The following is a 20417-nucleotide window of genomic DNA, read 5'->3' on the forward strand; positions in this document are numbered from 1 at the left end:
ACCGGTGCTGGTCCTGCTCCAGCTGGCCGTGGTGGCGCTGTGCCCGGCCCGGTTGCCGGCCGCGTGGCTCGCACTGGCCGCCGCCGCGCTCGCCGTCGCGGTCCTGGCCTGGACGACCCGCCGACCGGCGCCACACCGAGCTGGCCGCTCGACGCCTACCTGGTCCCGTTCGCCCCGGTGGCCGCCCTCGCGGTCGCCCGCGGCCGAGGCCGGTTCGTCGCGCTGTCCGTCCTGGCGTTGCCGCTGGTCGCAGCGGTGGTGTTCGCTCCGACCGTCGGCGCGGACGTGATGGCGGGTCCGGTGGTCCTGGCGGCGTTCACCGTCGCCGCCGGTCTCGCACTGCGCCACGAGCGCCAGGTCGCGACCACCGAACGCGACCGCCGGGTCGTCTCCGAGGAACGCCTCCGGATCGCCCGCGAGCTGCACGACGTCCTCGGCCACCACCTGTCCCTCATCGCGGTGCGCACCGACAGCGCCCCCTACCGGTTGGCGGTCGACGACGCCGTGCGCCAGGAGCTCACCGAGCTGGGCACCGCCGCCCGGCAGGCGCTGGCCGAGGCCCGTGAACTGGTCGACGTGCTGCGCCAGGACGACACACCGGGGCTCGCCGACCTGCGCGCGTTGACCAGCCAGGCCGGTGCGGCGCTGGTCGTCGGCCCGCTGCCGGAGCTGCGTGCCACCACGCGGCACGCCTTGCACCGCATCGTGCAGGAGGCGCTGACGAACGCCCGCAGGCACAGCCCCGGCGCGCCCGTGACCGTGACGCTCGGCCAGGCCGGTTCGTCGGTCCGCCTGACCGTCCACAACGGACCACCGAGCCACGGCCTGCGCGGCGTCGGGGAACGGGCAGCCGCACTCGGCGGCCACAGCACCGCGGGCCCACTCCCGGACGGCGGCTTCCAGGTCGTCGTGGAGGTGCCGGCATGACCACCGTGTTCGTCGTCGACGACCAGGCGATGGTCCGCGAGAGCTTCGTGGCGCTGCTCGGCGCCCAGCCCGGCATCGAGGTGGTCGGCTCCGCGGCCGACGGCGCCGACGCCGTGACGCAGGTCGAACACCTGCACCCCGACGTCGTGCTGATGGACGTCCGGATGCCCACGATGGACGGCCTGGAGGCCACCCGCAGGTTGCGCGACCACCCGTGCCGGATCATCGTGCTGACCACCTACCACCTCGACGAGTACGTCCACGAGGCCCTGCGCGCCGGCGCGGACGGCTACCTGCTCAAGGACGCGCCCGCCGCCGAGCTGGTCCAGGCCGTCCACGTGGTCGCGCGCGGCGACGCCCTGCTCTCACCCGCCGTCACGAGACGCCTCCTGGCGGAGTTCACCCGGCACGCCCCGCCGCTCGTCCGGCCGGCCGCGCTGGAGAGGTTGACCGCCCGGGAGACCGACGTCCTCCGCCGGCTCGCCCGCGGACTGTCCAATGTGGAGATCGCGGCCGCGCTGGGCCTGTCCGAGCAGACGGTCAAGACCCACGTCCGCCGCATCCTGGCCAAGCTCGGTGCCCGCGACCGCGCCCAGGCGATTGTGATCTCGTACGAATCCGGCCTGGTGACCGCCCGCGTGCCCTAGCCTGCCCAAAGGTCCGCTGGGGGGCGATCGCGTGCTTGGTTCGAACTGGGGCCTTGGCGACCACTACGCCGGAGTCGAAGACGCGAACGTCAGCTGCACCATCATCCTCGTTGCGGGCGAACGACTTCCGCTCGCCGTCGTCCGCGTCGGCGGTGAGCCGACCTGGACGGCCCGGCCCGCGAACGCTGCGACAAGCTCCACGACATCGACCGCGGCGAGGACATGCGGCAGGAGTACGTTGCGATCAGCGCCGCCGAGGCCGCGAAGCTCAAGCAGCGCATCAACGAGGTCTGGGAACGCGAGCTGCTGCGCCACTTCGTCGTGAAGATCAACGGCGCCCCGTTCTCGGTGGTCGGTCTGTCGCGGAACCCGAACTCTTCGGTTCAGCAGCTCATCTTCGACAGCACGGGCGCGTTCGAGCCCGGCGACCTGCTGAGCCGGGTGCGCGACGAGCTGCGGTGCTCGGTCGAGGAGTTGACGGGCCTTGGTACCCGTGCGAGGTGCTCGGGCGGTGGCGTGAAGAGCCGAGGTGGGTGGTGAACCAGCCACCTCGGCTGGTCTCGCGCGGGCAGGCCTAGACGACGTCCAGACGGGGTGCGGCGGAAGCGGTCTGCGCGGCGTGCGCGACCACCTGCGCGTCGGCGAGGTTGCCGACGCGCACCGCCAGCGCCGGGACCGCGCGCCTGCTGGGTTTCGTCGTGTAGACGCAGAACATCTTGCCGGTGCGGTCGTAGACGACGGCCTTGGCCTGGTTCCAGCTCACCTGCAGGAACTGCTTGTTCACCAGGCCCACGAACAAGAACAGCAACCGCTGGTTCGTGCACACCAGCACGCCCCGTCCCTCACCCTGCGCCCCGGTCAGCGCGAGGACGCGTTCCTCCGCGCCGAGGTACCCGGCGAGCAGGTTGACCTCCTTCATCGACCCGACGAGCACGCCGCGCACCCGGTCGAGCGCCACCTGGACGTCGGGCCGCAGCGCGGGCTGCTGCGCCGGTTGTGGCGCAACCTCTTCCACGACCGGCGCCGTCACCTGGCGGACCGCCGTGTGGAACGTCCACCGGGAGCCGTCCCAGTAGCGGACGAGGGAGTCGTCGAGCGGATCGGTGAGCCACGCGGCCGGGCGCGCCGGCGTGGCGGTGGGGTGCGTCATCCCGGTCACTCCACGCCGTCGTCGGACAGGTCGCCATCGGTCCCAGCACCGGCCATGGCCATGACCGCGGGGCCGCCCTGGCGTTCGGCTTCGGACTGCCGCCACTCCAGCGCGTCCGGGATGTCGTTGTACTGCAGCACAGCGCTGTCCTTCAGCTCCACCAGCAGGTCCCTGACCTCGGCCGGGGACGCGTAGAAGAACTCGCGGCGGTGGTTGGCCAGGTTCACCCGCTTGTGGCTGAGCCGGTGGTGCAGAGCGGTCTCCAGCGCGACCGCGTCCTCGGAGAAGATCAACGCGTGGGTGTCGAAGCGGAACGGCACCGACGCGTCGCCGAGCTCCCTGACCCGGTCCTCCGGCTCCTGCCGCCTGGTCATGCCGATCTTCACGACGCCCGGACCGAAGGCGCCGATGTTGGAGATCACGTACACGTGCCCGACGCGGACGTTCGCGGCGCGTTGTTCCACTCCCGCGATGGCGTCGTCGACCACGGCCAGCTGCTCCCTGACCCGTGCCAGCGCTTCCAGGTCACCGTTGGCCTCCAGCTTCGCGGCGGCGGCCAGGTAGTGGGAGCGCTCCTTGGCCAGCCGGGCCCGTTCGCGCTCGATCTCCTTCATCACCTTGGCCTCCTCGCGCAACCGCTCGCGCTCGGCCTTGGCCGCGTCCCGTTCGGCCTCGACCTTCACCAGGTGGTCGGCGGTCAGGTCGATCTCGGCGAGCCGCAGCCGGTGGTAGTCGGGGGAGATGGTGATGCGCATGAGGACACCGAGCTTGCCGATCGTGTCCTTCGTGGTTGTGAGCCGCTTTTTCACCGCCTCGCGGGTGTACGGCTTGACCGAGCGCACGGCGTTGTCGGCCTCGGCGTTGTAAGCGCGCAGCATGAGCTTGGCCATGTCCCGGCCGAGCTTCTGACCCTCCTTGACCGACCCGTTCACCGCCCAGTCCACGTGGCACGTGACGGCGTTGCCCTTCGCCGCGTCCTTGATGCGCTGCTTCAGGTCGGCGAGCGCGTTCTTGTACGCGACCGCGTCGTCCAACGGGTGCGCGTACTCGTAGACCCCGACTTCCTGCAACAGAGCCAGATCACGGGTCTCGACCAGCTGCGCCTGCCAGGTGTCGACCTCCGCGCGCACCTGACGTTGAGCTCCACCGAGCTTCGTGTAGTCGCTCCTCGCCTGCTCGACCGCCGTCTTCAGCTGCCGCAGCTCGCCCTCCAGCACCGCAGTCTCGGCACCGCGCAGGTGGCCGACCCAGCCGCGCAGGTCGCTGATCGTGGCCTCGGCCGAGGCCAGCTGCGCGCGCAGCGCGGCGACCTCAGCGTTCTCCTTGCTGCCGAACAAAGCCACCCCAGTGCCTCCCAAACCGTGCGTGCGGACGTGCCCGGTGCGTCGTGCGGCGGACTTCGGCCGTTACCGAACGACACACTCGGGCACTCCGTTTCACCGATCCGGCCTAAGCGCTGGGCTGGGCGAGCAGTTCGCGCACCTTCGGCACCACCTCGGTCCCGTACAGCTCGATCGTCCGCATCAGCGACTCGTGCGACAGCCCGCCGATCCCGTACTTCAGGTCGAACCGCGACGCCTTCAGCTCCTTCATCGTGCGCGCCATCTTCTCCGCGACCGTGTCCGGCGAGCCGACGAACAGCGCGCCGTGCGGGCCGACCTCGTGGGCGTAGGACTGCGGGGTCGGGGTGGCGAAGCCGCGGGTCTTGCCCAGGCGGCTGATGACGTCGAGGTAGTGCGGCCAGAACTCCTCCTGCGCCTGCTCGTCGGTGGGGGCGACGTGGCCGGGGGAGTGGATGCCGATCGGCAGCGGGGTGCGGCCGAACTTCTCCAGGGCGTGCAGGTAGAGCTCGGAGAACGGGGCGAAGCGGCGAGGGTGGCCGCCGATGATGGCGAGCATCAGCGAGAAGCCGTGGGAGGCCGCGCGCACGACCGACTGCGGGCTGCCGCCGACGCCGATCCAGGTCGGGAACGGGTCGGTGTGCGGGACGACGTCCTGTTCGTGCAGTGTGGCGCGGGTCTTGCCCTGCCACGTCACCGGGCCGCCCTTGAGCAGCTCGGCGAACAGGTGCGTCTTCTCCTCGAACAGGTCCTCGTAGTCGGCGAGGTCGTAGCCGAACAGCGGGAACGAGTCCACACTGGACCCGCGGCCCAGGATGACCTCGGCGCGGCCGCCGGAGACGGCGTTGAGCGTCGAGTACCGCTGGAAGACGCGCACCGGGTCGTCGGAGCTGAGCACGGTGACCGCGGAGCCCAGGTGGATCTCCGACGTGCGGGCGGCGATGGCGGCCAGCACGACGTCGGCGGCCGACAGCGGCATGTCGGGGGTGTGGTGTTCGCCGATGCCGAAGAAGTCGAGGCCCACCCGGTCGGCGAGCACGCCTTGCTCCACCAGGTTGCGGATGGTCTCGGCGTGCGTCAGCGGCTTGCCCTCGGCGTCGTTCGTGACGTCGCCGAACGTGTCGAGCCCGAACGTGATCATTGCGCTTTCCCTTCGAGGAACTCGGAGAACTCGGACCTGCTGACCGCGACGCCGAACACCGGGCTGCCGGGTTCGAGCAGTCGTCCTGCTGCCAGACCGCCCACCGGCACCGGGTCGAAACCGGTGCGGGACAGGAACTCCGCCACCAGCTCGACGGCGGCCGGGTCGTCGCCGGCGAGGCCGAGCACGCGACCGGCCGGTGGTTCCATGTCCTGGTAGGCGACGTGGTTGAGGGTCTTGACGACCCGCGCGCCGACGAGGCGTCCGGCCACCTGCTCACTGGTGCCCAGCGGGGCTTCCGCGGGCGGCCAGTGGTTCATCGCGTCCACGACGACCTTGCCCGCGAACAACGCGGGGTCGAGCGCCGGGAAGCGGTGCCACGGGATGGCGAGCACCACGAGGTCGGCGTCCGCGAGGGCATCGGCCGCCGTGCGCGGCTTCGCTCCCGGCGCGAGGAAGTCGATGATCATCTCGATCCGCGCGGGATCACCGGACGCGGCGATGTCCACCTCGTCACCCGCGGCGAGCGCGAGCCTGGCGATGACCGGGCCGACGTGCCCAGCTCCGAGAACGGCGATCTTCATGCCCCCACCTGACCTGCCTGGTTGATGTGTCATCCATCCTAAACAGAACTCCGGTCCGCTTATTCCGCAGGGTGATGTACGCACCCACCGTCACCTGACGGTCGCCAAGCGTGAGCAAGCACTCCTGCGGTCGTCGCCGAGCCGCACCAGGAGGCACCACCGTGTTCAACCAGCCGTCCCGCCGGGGTTTCCTGTCCGGAGCCGCAGCCGCGGCGCTCTCCCTCGGGACCTTCTCCCCAACGGCACCCGCAGCCGCCGCGACCAGCGACATCCGCCCGTTCCGGATCCGCATCCCGGAACGCGACCTCGTCGACTCGCACCGCCGCATCCTCGCCAGCCGCTGGCCCGAGACGGAGACCGTCACCGACCTCTCGCAGGGTTCGCCGCTGCACACCATGCGCGCGTTGGCCCGCTGTTGGGCCTGAAGCTCATCGCACCGCTCACCGACCCGGCCGCCCACGGCGGCCGCCCCGAGGACGCCTTCCACGTCGTCATCCCGTCCATGCCCGGCTACGGCTTCTCCGGCAAGCCCACGACCAACCGGCTGGGGCCCCGACCGAATCGCCTCGGCGTGGATCGAGCTCATGCGCCGACTGGGCCACGACTGCTACGCCGCCCAAGGCGGCGACTGGGGCGCCCTGATCGTCGACCTGATGGCCCTGCGCAAGCGCCCAGGCCTCCTCGGCGTGCACGCGAACCTGCCAGGGGCCGTCCCCGTGGACATCGACAACGCCGCCCGCGCCGTCGCCCCGCAACCACCCGGCCTGACCGGCGACGAGGTGAAGGCCTGGCAGGACCTGCTGGTCCGTTACCGCGTAGGCCAGTTCTACGCGCATGATGGGCACCCGCCCGCAAACGCTGATGGCCTTCGCGGACTCACCGATCGGCCTCGCCTCGTTCCTCATCGACCACAACGCCGCCACCCTCGCCCTGATCACCCGCGTCTTCGACGGCCACCACGAAGGCCTCACCAGGCAAGACGTCGTCGAGAACGCCTCGCTCCACTGGCTCGCGAACTCCGCGCTGTCAGCAGCCCGCCTGTACTGGGAGAGCAAGTACTCGGTGGTCGCCGCCAAGGGCGTCACCCTGCCGGCAGCGGTGAGCGTCTTCCCCGAGGAGGTCTACCAAGCACCGCGCAGCTGGGCGGAGCAGGCATACCCGAACCTCATCCACTACAACAGGCTCCCGCGCGGCGGCCACTTCGCAGCCTGGGCACAGCCGCAACTGCTGGCGAAAGAGATCCGCGCGGGCTTCCGTCCTCTCCGCCAGTCGCACACCCTCCGCTCTTCACCGTCTCGTCGCCCTGTTCGCGACAGTCGCACGGATGGGTCGTTTAACCCGAGCGAAGAAAGGGGAAGCGAATGCTCTCACGCCGGGTAACCGCAGCTCAGCGCCCTGCAACGACCCATTGTTGACTATCGAAAGGGAAGGCTAGCCTAATCACTCTCCGAATTGCGGGCACTCCCGACCGGTGGCATCGTCCGGTTCACCGAACCATTTCCCACCACGGATCACAGGAGCGGACATGACCACCCTCGAGAACCCGGCAATGCCCGCCGTCCACGAGTGCACCGTGAGCGGCTGCTCCTACAACCACGACGGCTGCCACGCCTTCGCGATCACCGTGCGAGGCGACAACGGCGCAGCCGACTGCGGCACGTTCATCCCGCTGAGCACCAAGGGCGGCCTCGACAAGGTGATGGCCCAGGTGGGCGCCTGCACCCGCACCGACTGCGTGCACAACGCGTCGCTGGAGTGCACCGCCCAGAGCGTGCGCGTCGGCCAGGGCGAGGGCGACCACCTGGCCAACTGCCTCACCTACCAGCCCCGCTAGCCAGCCAGCCTCACTCCATCGAGCCGAAGGCTCCCGTTTGTGCTCGAGCCGCAGGCGAGCCGAAAAGCCAACCCGCTCACTCAAGCGGTCCCGCGGTGGCGGCTTCCCCGTCCAGCGCGCTCTGGGGTGCTGGACGGGGAAGCCGCCACCGCAACGCAAGCACCTACGCAACCGGCAGCCGCTCTACGGAACAGGCGTGCCATCTACCTGAGAGTGGCGCTGGACCAAGGCTTCTTTGGGAGTGTCGGGGTCTGGGGCGGAGCCCCAGGAACAGCCCGCGCCCCAGCGCGGGCCCAGCACGCCCCCAAGGGCGGGCCTCACCCCTCAACACCCTTCAACCCCAAAGCCAACGTCAACTCCAACACCCTCTGCGGCCTCCCCAAATCCGGGTACAAATCCCGCAGCTGTCCCATCCGGTACCGAACCGTCTGCGGATGCACGAACAACGCCGTAGCCACCTCATCCCGCCGCCCGTGATGCAGCAACCAGGCCCGCAACGTCTCCTCCAGCCGCCGCGCCGTGCTGCCAGGCAACGCCCGCAACGGCGCCAACACCCGCGCCCGCAGATCGGCATACGCCTCCGGATCAGCGGTCAGCACCAACTCGACCAGATGCTCCTCGGTGTCACGAATGTCCGGAGACACCGAACGCGCCCGCACCGCCCGCGCATACGACGCCGACGCCCGCATCCATGGCCGCGTAGGACCAACCACAGCCGCCCGGACGGTCAACTGCCGCAACAGGTGCGCACGGTCGGTATCGGGTACCAACAAGACCCCGGTCGCATCCGGCAGGTCGTCCAGCACCAACGTCCCGGGTTCCAGAGACCGGAACGCCGGGCGGGCCTGCGCCGCAGGCAGCAGAACCACGGTCAACGACGTCGGCGGCGCCCAGCCGGCCCGGTGCGCGGAGGCCAGCAGCACCTCGACGTTCGCCCCGGCCAGCAGGTCGCGCGCGAGCTGTTCCAGGTGGCGTTCGTGGGCCATCCCACGCGCAGCCAGCTCGTCGGCGTGCCCGGCGGCCGAGGCCGCGGACAGCTCGTCGATGTAGGCGAAGGTCAGCTCGGCGAACTTCGCCACCTCCTCGGCGGGCAGGCCGGAGGCCACCGCGCCCTGGGCCAGGCCGCGCCACGCCACGCGCGCCGACGCGGTAGGCGCTGAGCAGGGCGTCCATCGACCGGCCGTCGCGGACCTCGCCGCGGCCGAGCTCGTAGGCGGCGTCGCCCGCGTCACCGCCGGTGGTCACGCCGCCCGCGAGGTCGAGGTAGTGGCCGAGCGCGGTGCGAACGGCTCGGCGTATGGTGCCGCCCATTCGTCCGGTCAGGGCGTTGGCATAGCTCGGAACCTCGTCGATGATGGCCTGGACCACCTCGTCGGCGGTCGTCTTCAACGCCGCCCGCAGCGCGGTGACCGTCGTCTCATCGAGGGCCAACTCGGTGGCCCGCCGCATTGCATGAGTCACGATTTGTTCCCTGCGAACAATCTGGTCGAGCAAATTCACGTCGTGCGGACAGGACTTTACGCCCTGTGGCGCATCAAGCTGGAGTCATGACGAGTGTCGCCCTCCGCAGCAGGGCGTGGAAACTGCTTGAGCTGGTCACGACGCCGCTGCTGCCGTCCGACTACCTCGACCTGGTCAGCCCGCTCCGGGCGGGCGCTGACCTGCGCGGTCGCATCGAGGCGATCCACCCGGAGACGGGTGACGCCGCGACCGTCGTGATCAAGCCCGGCAGAGGCTGGCGCGGTCACGTCGCCGGCCAGTACATCCGCGTCGGCATCGACGTCGACGGCGTGCGCCTGTGGCGTGCGTACTCGGTCACCTCGCCCACGAGCCGGGCCGACGGCCGCATCACCATCACCGTGAAGGCCATCCCGGACGGCAAGGTGAGCAACCACCTGGTCCGCAAGGCGCGACCGGGCACGGTGATCCACCTCGACCAGGCCACCGGCGAGTTCGTGCTGCCGAAGACCCGGCCCGCCAAGGTCCTCTTCCTGACCGCGGGCAGCGGCATCACGCCCGCGATGGGCATGCTGCGCGACACCCGGCTGGCCGACGTGGTCATGATCCACTCCGCGCCGCGCAAGCAGGACGTCATCTTCCGCAACGACCTGCACGACCTGGTCGCCGACAAGGCGTTGCGCCTGCTCGAACTGCACACCGACACCGACGGCATGCTCGACGTCGCGCGCCTGCAGGACCTGGTGCCGGACTGGGCCGAGCGCGAGACCTGGGCCTGCGGTCCGGCCGGCCTGCTCGACGCCGCCGAGGAGCACTGGGCCCGGCACGGCGTCTCCGAGCGCCTGCACACCGAACGGTTCCGGCCCAGCGTCGTCGTCGCCGGTGACGGCGGCGAGGTCACGTTCGGCAAGACGGGCAAGACCGTCGAGGCCGACGGCGCCACGCCGTTGCTGGACGTCGGCGAGGGCGCCGGTGTGCTGATGCCGTCCGGCTGCCGGATGGGCATCTGCTTCGGCTGCGTCACCCCGCTCAAGTCGGGCGCCGTCCGCGACCTGCGCACCGGCGAGATCACCGAGGCCGAGAACGGCGTGCTCGTCCAGACCTGCGTGTCCGCCGCGGCGGGCCCCTGCGAACTCGAACGCTGACACACCACCACAGACCTTCCCCACCCGCGAAGCGGCCCTCCCCCCGCCGCTGAACCCCCGGAAAGTGAGCTACATGACCGCCATCGACCCCACCGCCCACCTGACCGACGAGCAGATCGAGGAGCTCGGCCGCGAGCTCGACGCCATCCGCGACGAGGTGATCGCCAGTCGTGGTGAGAAGGACGCGGCCTACATCCGCAAGGTCATCTCGGTGCAGCGCAGGCTGGAGCTCACCAGCCGCGGCATCCTGCTGTTCTCGATCTTCCCGCCCGCGTGGCTGATCGGCACCGCCGGCCTGTCGGTGGCGAAGATCCTGGAGAACATGGAGATCGGTCACAACGTCCTGCACGGGCAGTGGGACTGGATGCGCGACCCGAAGATCCACTCCACCACCTGGGAGTGGGACCACGTCTCGCCGGCCGAGCAGTGGAAGCACTCGCACAACCAGCTGCACCACACCTACACGAACGTGATCGGCAAGGACAACGACCTCGGCTACGGCATCATGCGCGTCGACGAGGACCAGAAGTGGCACCCGATGCACCTGGGCCAGCCGCTGTGGAACTTCATCAACGCCTGCTTCTTCGAGTACGGCATCGCCGCCTACGACCTCGAGCTCGGCAAGAACCTGCACAAGCGCCGCCGCAACAACCCCGAGTTCCGCGCCCGCGCCAAGGCGGTCGGCCGCAAGATCCGCAAGCAGGTCCTCAAGGACTACGTGATCCACCCGCTGCTGTCGGGCCCGTCGTTCCTCACCACGCTCGCGGCCACGTTCACCGCGAACCTCGTCCGCAACCTGTGGTCCCACTCGGTGATCATGTGCGGCCACTTCCCCGAGGGCGTGGCGGTCTTCGAACGCCGCTCGATCAAGGGCGAGACCCGCGGCCAGTGGTACCTGCGCCAGATGATGGGCTCGGCGAACATCAGCGGCAGCAAGGCCATGCACATCATGACCGGCAACCTGTCGCACCAGATCGAGCACCACCTGTTCCCGGACCTGCCGAGCAACCGGTACGCCGAGGTGGCGGTCAAGGTGAAGGCGCTGTTCGAGAAGTACGAGCTGGACTACGTCTCCGGACCGCTGCCCAAGCAGGTGTTCTCGGCGTGGCACAAGGTCTTCCGGCTCTCGCTGCCGAACAAGAAGGTCAAGCAGACGCCGAAGAAGACCGAGAAGGAACTGGTCGCCGCCTAGGACGCAGGTCCTAGAAGGTGCCGTGTCTTCCGGCGCCGCCCGCGAACCGGGCGGCGCCGGTTGCACCCTCCCGTGCCACGACCGGCACCCCGGCCACGCCTTCCGCCCGCAGCGCCTCCGCCAGCGGCAGGTCCAGCCCCGCGTAGGTCGACGCGCGGTCGGCGAGCACGCACTCGAACGGGAACCCGGCGATCTGCTCGGCCAGCTCCAGCGCCACGGCGACCGCCCTGCCCGGTTCGACGACCCGGTTGGCCAGGCCCATCGCGAGTGCCTCGTCGGCGGCGACCGGGCGGCCGGTGAGGATCAGGTCCAGCGCCCGGCCGAGGCCGATGATCCTGGGCAGCCGGACCGTGCCACCGTCGATCAGCGGCACGCCCCACCGCCGGCAGAACACGCCGAACACCGCGTCGCTCTCCACGACCCGCAGGTCGGCGAGCAGCGCCAGCTCCAGCCCGCCCGCGACCGCGTACCCGCTGACGGCGGCGATCACCGGCTTGCTCAGCCGCAGCCGCGACGGCCCCATCGGCCCTCCGCCGCCACCCTCGGGGTCGAGCTCGTTGCGGCGGGCGGGGTCGCCGACCGAGGTCAGGTCCGCGCCGGCCAGAACGTGCCACCCGCACCCGCCAGCACCGCCACGCGTTGCCCGGGGTCGGCCTCGAACGCCTCGAACGCCGCCAGCAGCTGCGCGGCCATCGGGCCGTCGACCGCGTTGCGCCGGTCCGGGCGGTTCAGCCAGATCACCGTGGTGGTGCCGGACACCTCGACGCGAACGTCCTCCACGAACCCTCCTCAGCGCGGGATCGACTGGGCGAACGCGAACACCCGGTCGGGGTCGTACTTCCGCGCCACGTCCCGCAACCGCGCGAGGTTGTCGCCGTAGTACGCCTCCGCCCATCGTGGCAGCTGCGGGTCGATGTAGTTGACGTAACTGGAGTCGCCGACCAGCTCGCCGAGCCTGTCGCGCACCTCGCCCATCGCCACCGCGGTCTCGGTGGCGCCGGCGGGTGGTGTCTTGAAGTAGATCTGCGCGCAGGCCAGCGCGCCGCGGTGCGGGAACGCGGTGGCGTTCGCGGCGACGTCGGACACCGCGCCGCCGAGGCCGTCGAAGATCAGGTAGGACTCGGCGGACTGGCCGTTCATCAGTGCCACGGCTCGTGCCGGGTCGGTGAGCGGTGAGCGCACGATCCGCGACGACGCCACGAACGACTCGTGCTGGATCCCGGTGCCCGCGAAGTACTGCGTGGCCTCGGGGTAGCTTTGCGGCTGGACGAACCGGGAGGCCGGTGCGGGCAGGGCGCTCAGCAACGACGTCAGGCCGCCGACCGGTCCCACGAAACAGCCACCGACCCGGCACGTCGGTTCGGGGCCGCCACGCACCACGACGTTGGACCACAGCTCGTTCGGCGCCTGCCTGATCCAGTCCTGCCACGCGCCGAGCACGTCCGCGACACCGGCGTTGTACTGCAACGAGAAGACGGTGACCTGCGGCGCGGGCACGGTGGCGAACACGAGCTCGGTGACGATGGCGAAGTTCCCGCCGCCGCCACCGCGCAGCGCCCAGAACAGGTCCGGCTCCTGCTCGGCCGAGGCGGTGACCACCCGGCCGTCCGCCGTGACCGCGGTCGCCGAGACCAGGTGGTCGCAGGTCAGGCCGTACTTGCGGGCCAGCACGCCGATGCCGCCGCCGAGCGTGAGACCGGCGACGCCGACGGTCGGGCACGTCCCGGTGGGCAGGCAGCGGCCGGACGCGGCGAGCACCTGCGCCACCTCACCGAGCTGGGCGCCCGCTCCCACCCGAACCTGGTCACCGGGCAGCACCTCGACCGTCGCCAGCCGGCGCAGGTCGACCTGCAGGCCGTTCTCCGGCGTCGAGTAACCCGCATAGCTGTGACCACCGCCGCGTGCCGCGATCGGCACCCGCGACCTGGCCACCTCGACGCACGCCCGCACGTCGTCGACCGACGCGCACCGGGCGACCGCGGCGGGGGTGCGCTGGTTCCACACCGGGTTGAAGCCCTGGTAGGTGAACCCCTCCTGGTCCGGCAGCAGCAGCTCGCCGGACAACCGGGAGCGCAGCGCGGCCCAGTCCGGCGGTCCACTCGGGACGGACGGACCGGGGGGACCGGACGGCGGGGCCTGCGGTGCCGCCGCCGGGGGAGCGGTTCCCGAGCAGGCGGCGAGCGCGGCACCCGCACCCGCGATCCCGGCGATCTTGAGGAACATCCGACGGTCCACACCGCACCACCCTTCCCGGCGCGGTCATCGTGGCACGAAGTGATCAACACGGCACCTCGTCGCCAGCCATGGCGCTCGGCGCACGGGTGTCGTCTACTTGTCCCCATGGCAATCGTCTCTCCTGGCTTCTCCGGGCGGCGCAGGTCCTCGGACGTGCAGCTCCCGCCAGGGCAGTACCTGACAGAGGACTTCCCGGTCCTCACCGCGGGTCCCACGCCGCGGGTGCCGACCGACCGGTGGGAGCTGACGATCAGCACCGAGGCCGGGCGCAAGCACGTCTGGTCCTGGCAGGACCTGACCGGGCTGCCGGCGGAGAAGATCACGACGGACATCCACTGCGTCACGAAGTGGTCCAAGCTCGGCACGCGGTGGAAGGGCGTCTCGCTGGACGTCCTGCTCGAAGAGGTGGAGACGGCGGCCGACTTCGCGCTGGTCCAGTCCTACGGCGGCTACACGACGAACCTGCCGCTGGAGGACCTGCTCGACGGGCAGGCGTGGATCGCCTACCGCTACGACGACGATGACATCACGCCCGAGCACGGCGGCCCGGCGAGGTTGCTGGTGCCGCACCTGTACTTCTGGAAGTCGGCGAAGTGGGTCCGCGGCATTCAGCTGCTGCTGGAGGACGAGCCCGGCTTCTGGGAAACGGCCGGTTACCACGACTATGGAGATCCATGGCGCGAGCAGCGGTATCAGGGCGACTGACCTGGCGGGTGGCCTCGGTGGCCGAGAACCGGGCCATCACCGCGAGTGCGCGCAGCCTCGTGTTCGACGTGCCCGGCTGGCCGGGCCACCTGCCGGGCCAGCACGTCGACGTGCGGCTGACCGCCGAGGACGGCTACTCGGTGCAGCGCAGCTACTCCATCGCCTCGGCCGCGAACGGCGACCGGGTGGAGCTGGCCGTGCAGCGGGTGGCAGACGGCGAGGTCTCGCCGTACCTGTGCGACGTGCTGAACGCGGGCGACCAGGTCGAGCTGCGCGGCCCGGTGGGTGGCTGGTTCGTCTGGCGTGCAACGGATCCGGCGCCGGTGCTGCTGGTGGCGGGAGGGTCGGGCATCGCGCCGTTGATGGCGATGATCCGCTCTCGAGCCGAGCAGGGCAGCCGGGTGCCGTTCCGGCTGGTGTACTCGGTGCGCACGCCGCAGGACGTGTACTTCGCGGACGAGCTGCGGCAACGTGCCCGTGAGGACGCGGGCCTGGACGTGCACCTCGTGTACACCCGCGAAGCTCCGGAAGGTGCACCGGCTCCGAAGCGGATCGGCGTGGCCACGTTGAACACGCACGGCTGGCCGCCGGACTTCACGCCGAACTGCTTCGTGTGCGGCCCCACCGGTTTCGTCGAGGCGGTGGCCGACATCCTGGTGGCGCTGGGCCACGACCCTCGACGTGTGCGCACCGAACGCTTCGGCTGACAGGAGACCACGATGGGCGACGACCACGTCGACGGCAACGCGCTCGCGGGCGACCTGCGGGAGATCTTCGCCGTGGACCTGACCGCGGCGACCGGCCGGTGCGCCGGGTGCGGCTATCGGGGTGAGGTGGCGTCGTTGCGCGTGTACACGAACGCGCCGGGCCTGGTGGCGCGCTGCCCGCGGTGCGAGGAGGTCGTGCTGCGGCTGGTGCGCGGGCCGGACCGGGCGTGGCTGGACCTGCGCGGCACGGTGAGCCTGGAGATCCCGCTAGCCCCGTGACCGGGTGGCGACCAGTGCCGCGAACACGAGGAACACCGCGAACATCCCGTACGCGAGCGAGAGGTCGCCGACGGACACGATCGCGCCGCCGACCGCGCGGCCGAGCAGCCCGCCGAACGCCTCGGCCGTGATCACCGCGGCCGCCAGCTCGGTCGCGCCGGTCGTGGTCGCCGGTCGTGATCGCGGTCGTGCAGCGCAGGTACAGGCTCGGGTAGGCCAGTCCCACACCGATGCCGCCGAGCGTCCACGCGCTCAGCGCCACGCTGAAGCTGTTGTCCCCCAAGGCGAGCACGGCGACCCCGACGGCGGTGAGCGCGAGGCCGGCCGCGGGGGGCGGCTCCTTCCCGGCTGCGCAGCCGCGGCACGGTCAGGCTGGTCACCGCCCACGCCAGCGGCGCCGCGCTCAGCACCACCGCCGCCTGCGCCGTGCTCGTGCCGTACCCGTCCGTCAGCAGCACGGTGATCAGGCTGTCCGCGCCGAAGTAGCCGACCGCGAACAACGTCATCGCCGCCAATGCCGCCGGTGCTCCCGTCCGGGCTTTCAGCGTGCCGCCGGCATGATCGACGCCACGCCGACGCACGCGACCGCGACGCCCAGCGCCTTCACCCACCACCGGTCGCCGAGCACGACCGCGCTCACCCCCAGCGGCACGAGCAGGGTGCGCCACAACGGCCGTTGCCGCTCCCGCCGCGGTGGCCCGTTCCCCGCCGCCCGCAGCACCAGCACCCGCCCGGCGAAGACCACGGGCACCGGCACCAGCAACGTCCACCGCCACCCGACCAGGTGCTCCAGCGCCAGCGTGGCCGCCGGCCCGACGAGCGCGGGCAGGATCCACATCGCCGACGACGCCGCGATCACCCGCACCCGCCACTGGTCGTCGAGGTGCCGGATCGCCGCGCTGATGCCGAACACCGCCAGCAACCCGCTCGCACACCCGCTCACGAACTGGCCTGCCGCGAACACCCACGCCACCCGTGCCGTCGCCGCCGTGACCGTGCCGGCCAGGTACGCGACCATGCCGACGGCGAGCGTGCCGCGCGCCCCGATCCTGTCGAGCGTCCGCGAGGCCAATGGCAGCGCGACGAACAACCCGAGCGTGGCCCCCGAGATCAGCAGCTCCACCGACCGGCGCGCGTCCAGGTCCCGGACGACCGCCGGCAGCAGCGTGGACGCGACGAACGTGGACACCGCCGCCGCGAACTCCAGCGAGACGATGCCGACGGCCAACGCCGGCGGGCGCGTCCGGGTCACGTGTACAGGTCCCGGTCCAGTGCGTTGACCTGCACCCACACCCCGTCCGGGTCCCGCACCCGCACCGACCGCCCGTGGCTCTCGTCGAGCACCGGTCCCGGCTCGAACCCGGCCCGCCGCAGCCGCTCCGCCACGTCCTCGAGGGGCTCGTCGGTCTCGAACGCCAGCTCGCACGTGCCGGGCGCGACGTCCTTGGCGCTGTGCAGCGCCAGCATCCCCTCGGCCGCGGGCAGCTCGACCCACGTCCCCGGCCGCGACCGCGCACCCTCGGCGAGCCCCAGCGCCAGGTAGAACCGCCGGGACGCGGCGACGTCCGCGGTGTAGCGGATGGGCACGACCCTCATCGCCGCTCCTCCAGGTCGCGCAGGTAGCTCTCCAGCGCCTGCTCCACGAACGCGGACAGCGACACGTCGGCGTCGACGCAGGCGTGCTTGACGCGTCTGACCAGAGCGGCGGGGAGGTAGACGTTGAACTGCTGCTTCTCACCGGCCATGGCTATGATGCTAGCAACCTAGCCCAGCTGGGACGTCTCCGGCCAGCGGAACTGGTGCGAACGACCAGGCGGTCCTCCTCGATCGGCGTACCGCCGCTGCTTGGGATAGGTTCGGAGGTGGGTTCAGCATGCAGCCCTTCGCGAACGGTCGATCCCGGTCGGAAGGGGATGGCAGCGAGCCATGAGGATTTCAATGGTGTCCGCGCACGACGCGCCCGAGTGGCGTGCGACGCACGTCCAGGCGCTTTCAGACGCGTTGAGGACGCAGGGGCACGAGGTCACCGTCCACCTGCAGCCCGGTGACCAGCAGGACCCCCAGCTGGGGCGGTTCGTCGACGAGCTGCGCGCCGAGTGGGAGTACGCCCGGCCCGACCTGGTGCACGGGCACTTCTGGCGGCCGGGGCTGGCCGCGGTGCTGGCCGCGCAACCGGTCGGGGTGCCCGTGGTGCAGTCCTTCCACGGCCTCGACCACGGCCGGGGTCAGCGGGCCGGTGTCGAACGGCTCGTGGGGCGGGAGGCCGCGCTGGTGCTGGCGACGTGCGAGCACGAGATGCTGGAGCTGGCGGCCGCCGGTGTGCCGCGTTCGCGGATCTCGCTCGTCCCGCGCGGGGTGGACTCCGAGCTCTTCCAGCCGCACGGCGAGAAAGCGGGGAGGTCCGAGCTGAGCCGGGTCATCACCGTGGTGGACCCGTTGGCCGACAACGGGGTGGCCGACCTGGTGGCGGCGTTGCCACGACTGCTCGGCGTCGAGCTGGTGGTCGCCGGCACGCTCGGTGCCGGTGAGGCCGACCGGGTGGAGAGGTGGGCGCGCCGGCTCGGCGTGGACGAGCGGGTGCGGCTGCTGGGACCGGTCGAGCGCGCGGACCTGCCGGCATGGCTGCGTGGCCGCGACGTCGTGCGTGTGCCCGCGCGGGGACGTGGACGCCGTGGCGTTGGAGGCGATGGCATGGCGGTCGGCCGACGTCGTGGCGTGCGTGCCCGCGCGGGCGACGTGGGACGCCGTGGCGTTGGAGGCGATGGCATGCGGCGTGCCGGTGCTGGCGACCGCGGTCGGCGGGCTGACCGATGCCGTGATCGACGACGTGACCGGTGTGCTCGTGCCGCCGCGTGACCTGAAGCAGCTGGTCAGGAAACTGCGGATGGTGCTGGCGGACGAGACGCTCCGGATCACCTGCTCGATCGCGGGTGCCGACCGGGTGCTCGCCCGCCACACCTGGCGCGACGTCGCACGCAGCGTGGAGCGGAAGTACCAGGGGCTCCTCTCCGCACCCGTGCCGAGCCGCCGCTGAGCAGGAGGGAACCGACCGCCGGTGCCAGGACCCGAACCCGAGGACCTCGACGACCAGGACGGTGCCGCCGGCCTGGTGCGGCACGTGTTCGACCGGATGCCGGTGATGGTGGTGGTCCTCGCCGGCTCCGGGCTGCGGATCGTCGCGGTGACCGGGGCCTGCCGGAAGTGGAGCGGCCGCGCCGGGCTGGTCGGCGCGACGATGCGGTCCGTCTTCGGCGAGGTGGCCGGCCGGCAGGCGCTGGAGATGGCCGAACGGGTCCACGCCACCGGCCGGGCCGAGCAGTTGCGCGAGTACCGCGTCCGGTCCGGCGGTGGCCGGGTGGAGACGTTCTTCGACGTCAACGCCACCCCGGTGCGGGGCCCGGACGGCGAGCCCCTGCTCGTCCTCGACGCGGTGGACGTCACCGACCAGGTGCGGGCGCGCAGGACCGAGCAGCGGCGGACCGCGGAGGCCGCACGCCGGTGGGCCGAGGCGCGGGGAGTGGTCGCCGCGCTGCAACGCGAGATGCTGCCCGCCACCGTGCGCTGCTGCCGAAGGCCAGGTCGCGGCCAGCTACCTGCTCGCGGGCGGGCACCGCGGCGGGCGGTGACTGGTTCGACGCCATCACGCTGCCCGACGGCAGGCTCGGCCTGGTGGTCGGCGACGTCGTCGGTCACGGCCTGGCCGCCTCGGCGACGATGGGACAGCTGCGGGTGGTGCTGTCCGAGCGCCTCGCCGCGACCGGTGACCTCCACGCGGCCATCGCCTCCGCCGACGCCGCGGCCCGCCGGATCGCCGGTGCCGCGGCGGCCACGACGTGCGTCGCCGTGCTGGACCCCGAGACCGGCGTGGTCGAGTACGCGGCCGCCGGCCACCCACCACCGCTGGTCGTCAGCGGGGACGAGGCGCGGTTCCTGCGCAGCGCGGGCGACCAGCCGCTCGGGGTGGCCGAGCTCGACCCCGAGGTCCAGCACGCGACGCTGCGACCGGGGGACCTGCTGCTGCTCTACACCGACGGCATCCTCGAACGACCTGGTCGCACGCACGCCGAGAGCACGGTGGAGCTCCTTCGGACCGCCGCCGGCGCGGCGGCGGACTGCGCGGTGCGCGGCGGGGTGCCGTGCGCGGACCTGGTCTGCACGCAGACCGTCGAGCTGCTCACCGGGACCACCGGGCACGAGGACGACATCACACTGCTGGCCGCCCAGCTCGTCCCGGCACCCGCCGAGTTCCACCACCGCTACCCGGCGGCACCGGCGTCGTTGCCGCTGGTCGGCACCGAGCTCGCCGAGTGGCTCGGCCACCTGCGCGTGGGCACCGACGACACCGACGCGCTGAGGCACGCCGTCGTGGAGCTCGCCACCAACGCCGTCGAGCACGCCTACGCCGGCTCGGCGGACGAGCACGAGTTCGCCGTCTCCGCCCGGCTCACCACCGGCGGCGAGGTGGAGGTCGAGGTGGCCGACACCGGCCGGTGGCGCGAGCCCGTCCCGTCGGCCGACCGTGGGCTCGGCCTGCAGATCACCGCCGACATGGTCGACCACTTCCGGGTGGCACACGACGACACCGGCACGACCTCGGTGGTGCGGCACCTGGTGAGCAGGCCGGCACGCCTGCTGACCGCGGCCGACACAGGCCCCGCGACCGGCGGGCGCCCCCCGCGGGACCGGTCGCTGCACGTCGAGGCGGAACCGTCCGCGACCCCGCGGATCCGGGTCAGCGGCCCGGTCGACGCGCACACCGCCGCCCACTTCGAACAGGCGGTGCACGTCGCCGGGGCGACCGGCACCCGGTCGCTCACCGTCGACCTGGGCGAGGTCACGCACCTGGCCGGCGCTGCGGTGCCGGTGCTGCACCGGCTCGTGAGCAGACATCGCCACAACAGCACCGAACTGCTGCTCCGCGCACCCGTCGGCACGCCCGCCGACGTGGTGATGACCACGGTCGGCATCGACCACGACACCGGTCGGCCGGGCGAGGACGACTGATCAGCCACCTCAGGGGGCGCTGGACCTGCGCGCCGCCGTGACCGAGCGCTCGCTCGTGCCACGACCGCG

Annotated in this window: 25 protein-coding genes and 3 pseudogenes; 16 read left to right on the plus strand and 12 right to left on the minus strand. The window is 71.7% G+C overall.

Going from position 1 to position 20417, the window contains the following annotated elements; translation table 11 throughout:
- Positions 1-39: 39 nt before the first annotated feature.
- The 3 genes from BBK82_RS33060 to BBK82_RS33070 all read left to right on the plus strand — a co-directional run bounded on the left by BBK82_RS33060 (position 40) and on the right by BBK82_RS33070 (position 2114).
- Entirely contained in the window at positions 40-927 is an 888-nt protein-coding gene (locus BBK82_RS33060; RefSeq protein WP_218920402.1) for a sensor histidine kinase, read from the plus strand.
- A complete protein-coding gene (locus BBK82_RS33065; RefSeq protein ID WP_065918490.1) occupies positions 924-1574 on the plus strand; it encodes a response regulator in 651 nt (216 codons plus the stop codon). The genes BBK82_RS33060 and BBK82_RS33065 overlap by 4 nt, the downstream gene beginning before the upstream one ends.
- Before the next feature lie 222 nt (positions 1575-1796).
- The gene (locus BBK82_RS33070) at positions 1797-2114 is read left to right on the plus strand and encodes a hypothetical protein (RefSeq protein ID WP_065918491.1); all 318 of its coding nucleotides are present in this window, start codon (positions 1797-1799) and stop codon (positions 2112-2114) included.
- 34 nt (positions 2115-2148) lie between these two features.
- On the opposite strand, the gene BBK82_RS33075 is transcribed toward BBK82_RS33070, so the two are convergent.
- The 4 genes from BBK82_RS33075 to BBK82_RS33090 all read right to left on the minus strand — a co-directional run bounded on the left by BBK82_RS33075 (position 2149) and on the right by BBK82_RS33090 (position 5789).
- The gene (locus BBK82_RS33075) at positions 2149-2724 is read right to left on the minus strand and encodes a DUF2510 domain-containing protein (protein ID WP_065921532.1); all 576 of its coding nucleotides are present in this window, start codon (positions 2722-2724) and stop codon (positions 2149-2151) included.
- Positions 2725-2729: 5 nt separating this feature from the next.
- Positions 2730-4067, minus strand: coding sequence for an SNIPE associated domain-containing protein (locus BBK82_RS33080; protein WP_065918492.1), 1338 nt, complete (start codon positions 4065-4067; stop codon positions 2730-2732).
- 106 nt (positions 4068-4173) lie between these two features.
- Positions 4174-5205: an LLM class flavin-dependent oxidoreductase gene (locus BBK82_RS33085; RefSeq protein ID WP_065918493.1), complete on the minus strand. Its 1032-nt coding sequence runs from the start codon at positions 5203-5205 to the stop codon at positions 4174-4176.
- Complete coding sequence (locus BBK82_RS33090) at positions 5202-5789, minus strand: NADPH-dependent F420 reductase (protein WP_218920403.1); 588 nt, start codon at positions 5787-5789, stop codon at positions 5202-5204. The genes BBK82_RS33085 and BBK82_RS33090 overlap by 4 nt, the downstream gene beginning before the upstream one ends.
- 110 nt (positions 5790-5899) lie before the next feature.
- Between BBK82_RS33090 and BBK82_RS52995 the strand changes: the two genes are divergently transcribed.
- The 3 genes from BBK82_RS52995 to BBK82_RS33105 all read left to right on the plus strand — a co-directional run bounded on the left by BBK82_RS52995 (position 5900) and on the right by BBK82_RS33105 (position 7623).
- Positions 5900-6214 carry an epoxide hydrolase N-terminal domain-containing protein gene (locus BBK82_RS52995; RefSeq protein WP_218920404.1) on the plus strand — a complete coding sequence of 105 codons (315 nt, stop codon included), beginning with the start codon at positions 5900-5902 and terminating at the stop codon, positions 6212-6214.
- Positions 6215-6623: 409 nt separating this feature from the next.
- Positions 6624-7169: a hypothetical protein gene (locus BBK82_RS53000; protein WP_065918496.1), complete on the plus strand. Its 546-nt coding sequence runs from the start codon at positions 6624-6626 to the stop codon at positions 7167-7169.
- A gap of 145 nt (positions 7170-7314) precedes the next feature.
- Positions 7315-7623: a DUF1540 domain-containing protein gene (locus BBK82_RS33105; RefSeq protein WP_065918497.1), complete on the plus strand. Its 309-nt coding sequence runs from the start codon at positions 7315-7317 to the stop codon at positions 7621-7623.
- Positions 7624-7940: 317 nt separating this feature from the next.
- On the opposite strand, the gene BBK82_RS33110 is transcribed toward BBK82_RS33105, so the two are convergent.
- A complete protein-coding gene (locus BBK82_RS33110; protein WP_472368450.1) occupies positions 7941-8609 on the minus strand; it encodes a PucR family transcriptional regulator in 669 nt (222 codons plus the stop codon).
- Positions 8610-8639: 30 nt separating this feature from the next.
- A pseudogene (locus tag BBK82_RS57230) lies at positions 8640-8991 on the minus strand (RsbRD N-terminal domain-containing protein); the annotation flags it as partial.
- On the opposite strand from BBK82_RS57230, the gene BBK82_RS53005 reads away from it, so the two are divergent.
- From BBK82_RS53005 to BBK82_RS33120, 3 genes are all read left to right on the plus strand, one after another.
- Positions 8890-9174, plus strand: coding sequence for a hypothetical protein (locus tag BBK82_RS53005; protein WP_218920406.1), 285 nt, complete (start codon positions 8890-8892; stop codon positions 9172-9174). The pseudogene BBK82_RS57230 and the gene BBK82_RS53005 overlap by 102 nt on opposite strands.
- Positions 9171-10226, plus strand: a complete 1056-nt coding sequence (locus BBK82_RS33115; RefSeq protein WP_065918498.1) for a ferredoxin reductase — start codon at positions 9171-9173, stop codon at positions 10224-10226. Before BBK82_RS53005 ends, BBK82_RS33115 begins: the two co-directional genes overlap by 4 nt.
- Before the next feature lie 73 nt (positions 10227-10299).
- Positions 10300-11418 (plus strand): fatty acid desaturase family protein, encoded by a 1119-nt coding sequence (locus tag BBK82_RS33120; protein ID WP_065921533.1) that lies wholly within the window; start codon positions 10300-10302, stop codon positions 11416-11418.
- A 10-nt stretch (positions 11419-11428) separates the two neighbouring features.
- On the opposite strand, the pseudogene BBK82_RS33125 reads toward BBK82_RS33120, so the two are convergent.
- Together BBK82_RS33125 and BBK82_RS33130 are read right to left on the minus strand one after the other, a co-directional pair.
- Positions 11429-12198: pseudogene (locus BBK82_RS33125) on the minus strand (crotonase/enoyl-CoA hydratase family protein).
- A gap of 9 nt (positions 12199-12207) precedes the next feature.
- Complete coding sequence (locus tag BBK82_RS33130; RefSeq protein ID WP_237047701.1) at positions 12208-13653, minus strand: FAD-binding oxidoreductase; 1446 nt, start codon at positions 13651-13653, stop codon at positions 12208-12210.
- A 105-nt stretch (positions 13654-13758) separates the two neighbouring features.
- Here BBK82_RS33130 and BBK82_RS33135 point away from each other — a divergent pair, with 105 nt between their 5' ends.
- The 3 genes from BBK82_RS33135 to BBK82_RS33145 are packed head-to-tail and all read left to right on the plus strand — an operon-like array spanning position 13759 to position 15344.
- A complete protein-coding gene (locus tag BBK82_RS33135) occupies positions 13759-14358 on the plus strand; it encodes a sulfite oxidase-like oxidoreductase (RefSeq protein WP_065918499.1) in 600 nt (199 codons plus the stop codon).
- The gene (locus tag BBK82_RS33140; protein WP_065918500.1) at positions 14328-15065 is read left to right on the plus strand and encodes a ferredoxin reductase; all 738 of its coding nucleotides are present in this window, start codon (positions 14328-14330) and stop codon (positions 15063-15065) included. Before BBK82_RS33135 ends, BBK82_RS33140 begins: the two co-directional genes overlap by 31 nt.
- 12 nt (positions 15066-15077) lie before the next feature.
- Positions 15078-15344, plus strand: a complete 267-nt coding sequence (locus tag BBK82_RS33145; RefSeq protein ID WP_065918501.1) for a DUF6510 family protein — start codon at positions 15078-15080, stop codon at positions 15342-15344.
- Here BBK82_RS33145 and BBK82_RS54740 read toward each other — a convergent pair.
- The 4 genes from BBK82_RS54740 to BBK82_RS33160 form a co-directional block, all read right to left on the minus strand.
- Positions 15333-15479: a hypothetical protein gene (locus BBK82_RS54740; protein ID WP_237047702.1), complete on the minus strand. Its 147-nt coding sequence runs from the start codon at positions 15477-15479 to the stop codon at positions 15333-15335. The two genes, BBK82_RS33145 and BBK82_RS54740, sit on opposite strands and share 12 nt — an antisense overlap.
- A 406-nt stretch (positions 15480-15885) precedes the next feature.
- Positions 15886-16596 (minus strand): MFS transporter, encoded by a 711-nt coding sequence (locus BBK82_RS54745; RefSeq protein WP_237047703.1) that lies wholly within the window; start codon positions 16594-16596, stop codon positions 15886-15888.
- Entirely contained in the window at positions 16593-16940 is a 348-nt protein-coding gene (locus BBK82_RS33155) for a VOC family protein (protein WP_065918502.1), read from the minus strand. The genes BBK82_RS54745 and BBK82_RS33155 overlap by 4 nt, the downstream gene beginning before the upstream one ends.
- Positions 16937-17089, minus strand: coding sequence for a ribbon-helix-helix protein, CopG family (locus BBK82_RS33160; RefSeq protein ID WP_065918503.1), 153 nt, complete (start codon positions 17087-17089; stop codon positions 16937-16939). The genes BBK82_RS33155 and BBK82_RS33160 overlap by 4 nt, the downstream gene beginning before the upstream one ends.
- Positions 17090-17270: 181 nt before the next feature.
- Here BBK82_RS33160 and BBK82_RS55640 point away from each other — a divergent pair, with 181 nt between their 5' ends.
- The 4 genes and pseudogenes from BBK82_RS55640 to BBK82_RS33175 all read left to right on the plus strand — a co-directional run bounded on the left by BBK82_RS55640 (position 17271) and on the right by BBK82_RS33175 (position 20348).
- A complete protein-coding gene (locus tag BBK82_RS55640; RefSeq protein ID WP_083268307.1) occupies positions 17271-18200 on the plus strand; it encodes a glycosyltransferase in 930 nt (309 codons plus the stop codon).
- Positions 18091-18378: a glycosyltransferase gene (locus BBK82_RS55645; RefSeq protein ID WP_250637372.1), complete on the plus strand. Its 288-nt coding sequence runs from the start codon at positions 18091-18093 to the stop codon at positions 18376-18378. The genes BBK82_RS55640 and BBK82_RS55645 overlap by 110 nt, the downstream gene beginning before the upstream one ends.
- 105 nt (positions 18379-18483) lie before the next feature.
- Positions 18484-18735 (plus strand): annotated as a pseudogene (locus BBK82_RS56885) (hypothetical protein); the annotation flags it as partial.
- Between the two features lie 107 nt (positions 18736-18842).
- Positions 18843-20348, plus strand: coding sequence for a SpoIIE family protein phosphatase (locus tag BBK82_RS33175; protein WP_071812728.1), 1506 nt, complete (start codon positions 18843-18845; stop codon positions 20346-20348).
- The last annotated feature ends 69 nt before the right edge of the window (positions 20349-20417 follow it).

Source organism: Lentzea guizhouensis, assembly GCF_001701025.1.
Taxonomy (GTDB): Bacteria; Actinomycetota; Actinomycetes; order Mycobacteriales; family Pseudonocardiaceae; genus Lentzea; species Lentzea guizhouensis.

What these genes read in the sequence shown, in the direction of transcription:
- BBK82_RS55640 (WP_083268307.1), top strand. Translation starts at nt 17,271, where the DNA reads ATGAGGATTTCAATGGTGTCCGCGCACGACGCGCCCGAGTGGCGTGCG.
- BBK82_RS33105 (WP_065918497.1), top strand. Translation starts at nt 7,315, where the DNA reads ATGACCACCCTCGAGAACCCGGCAATGCCCGCCGTCCACGAGTGCACC.
- BBK82_RS33135 (WP_065918499.1), top strand. Translation starts at nt 13,759, where the DNA reads ATGGCAATCGTCTCTCCTGGCTTCTCCGGGCGGCGCAGGTCCTCGGAC.
- BBK82_RS33070 (WP_065918491.1), top strand. Translation starts at nt 1,797, where the DNA reads ATGCGGCAGGAGTACGTTGCGATCAGCGCCGCCGAGGCCGCGAAGCTC.
- BBK82_RS33065 (WP_065918490.1), top strand. Translation starts at nt 924, where the DNA reads ATGACCACCGTGTTCGTCGTCGACGACCAGGCGATGGTCCGCGAGAGC.
- BBK82_RS33075 (WP_065921532.1), bottom strand. Translation starts at nt 2,724, where the DNA reads ATGACGCACCCCACCGCCACGCCGGCGCGCCCGGCCGCGTGGCTCACC.
- BBK82_RS33160 (WP_065918503.1), bottom strand. Translation starts at nt 17,089, where the DNA reads ATGGCCGGTGAGAAGCAGCAGTTCAACGTCTACCTCCCCGCCGCTCTG.
- BBK82_RS33110 (WP_472368450.1), bottom strand. Translation starts at nt 8,609, where the DNA reads ATGGCCCACGAACGCCACCTGGAACAGCTCGCGCGCGACCTGCTGGCC.
- BBK82_RS33085 (WP_065918493.1), bottom strand. Translation starts at nt 5,205, where the DNA reads ATGATCACGTTCGGGCTCGACACGTTCGGCGACGTCACGAACGACGCC.
- BBK82_RS33120 (WP_065921533.1), top strand. Translation starts at nt 10,300, where the DNA reads ATGACCGCCATCGACCCCACCGCCCACCTGACCGACGAGCAGATCGAG.
- BBK82_RS33115 (WP_065918498.1), top strand. Translation starts at nt 9,171, where the DNA reads ATGACGAGTGTCGCCCTCCGCAGCAGGGCGTGGAAACTGCTTGAGCTG.
- BBK82_RS33090 (WP_218920403.1), bottom strand. Translation starts at nt 5,789, where the DNA reads ATGAAGATCGCCGTTCTCGGAGCTGGGCACGTCGGCCCGGTCATCGCC.
- BBK82_RS33155 (WP_065918502.1), bottom strand. Translation starts at nt 16,940, where the DNA reads ATGAGGGTCGTGCCCATCCGCTACACCGCGGACGTCGCCGCGTCCCGG.
- BBK82_RS33145 (WP_065918501.1), top strand. Translation starts at nt 15,078, where the DNA reads ATGGGCGACGACCACGTCGACGGCAACGCGCTCGCGGGCGACCTGCGG.
- BBK82_RS53000 (WP_065918496.1), top strand. Translation starts at nt 6,624, where the DNA reads ATGATGGGCACCCGCCCGCAAACGCTGATGGCCTTCGCGGACTCACCG.
- BBK82_RS33140 (WP_065918500.1), top strand. Translation starts at nt 14,328, where the DNA reads ATGGCGCGAGCAGCGGTATCAGGGCGACTGACCTGGCGGGTGGCCTCG.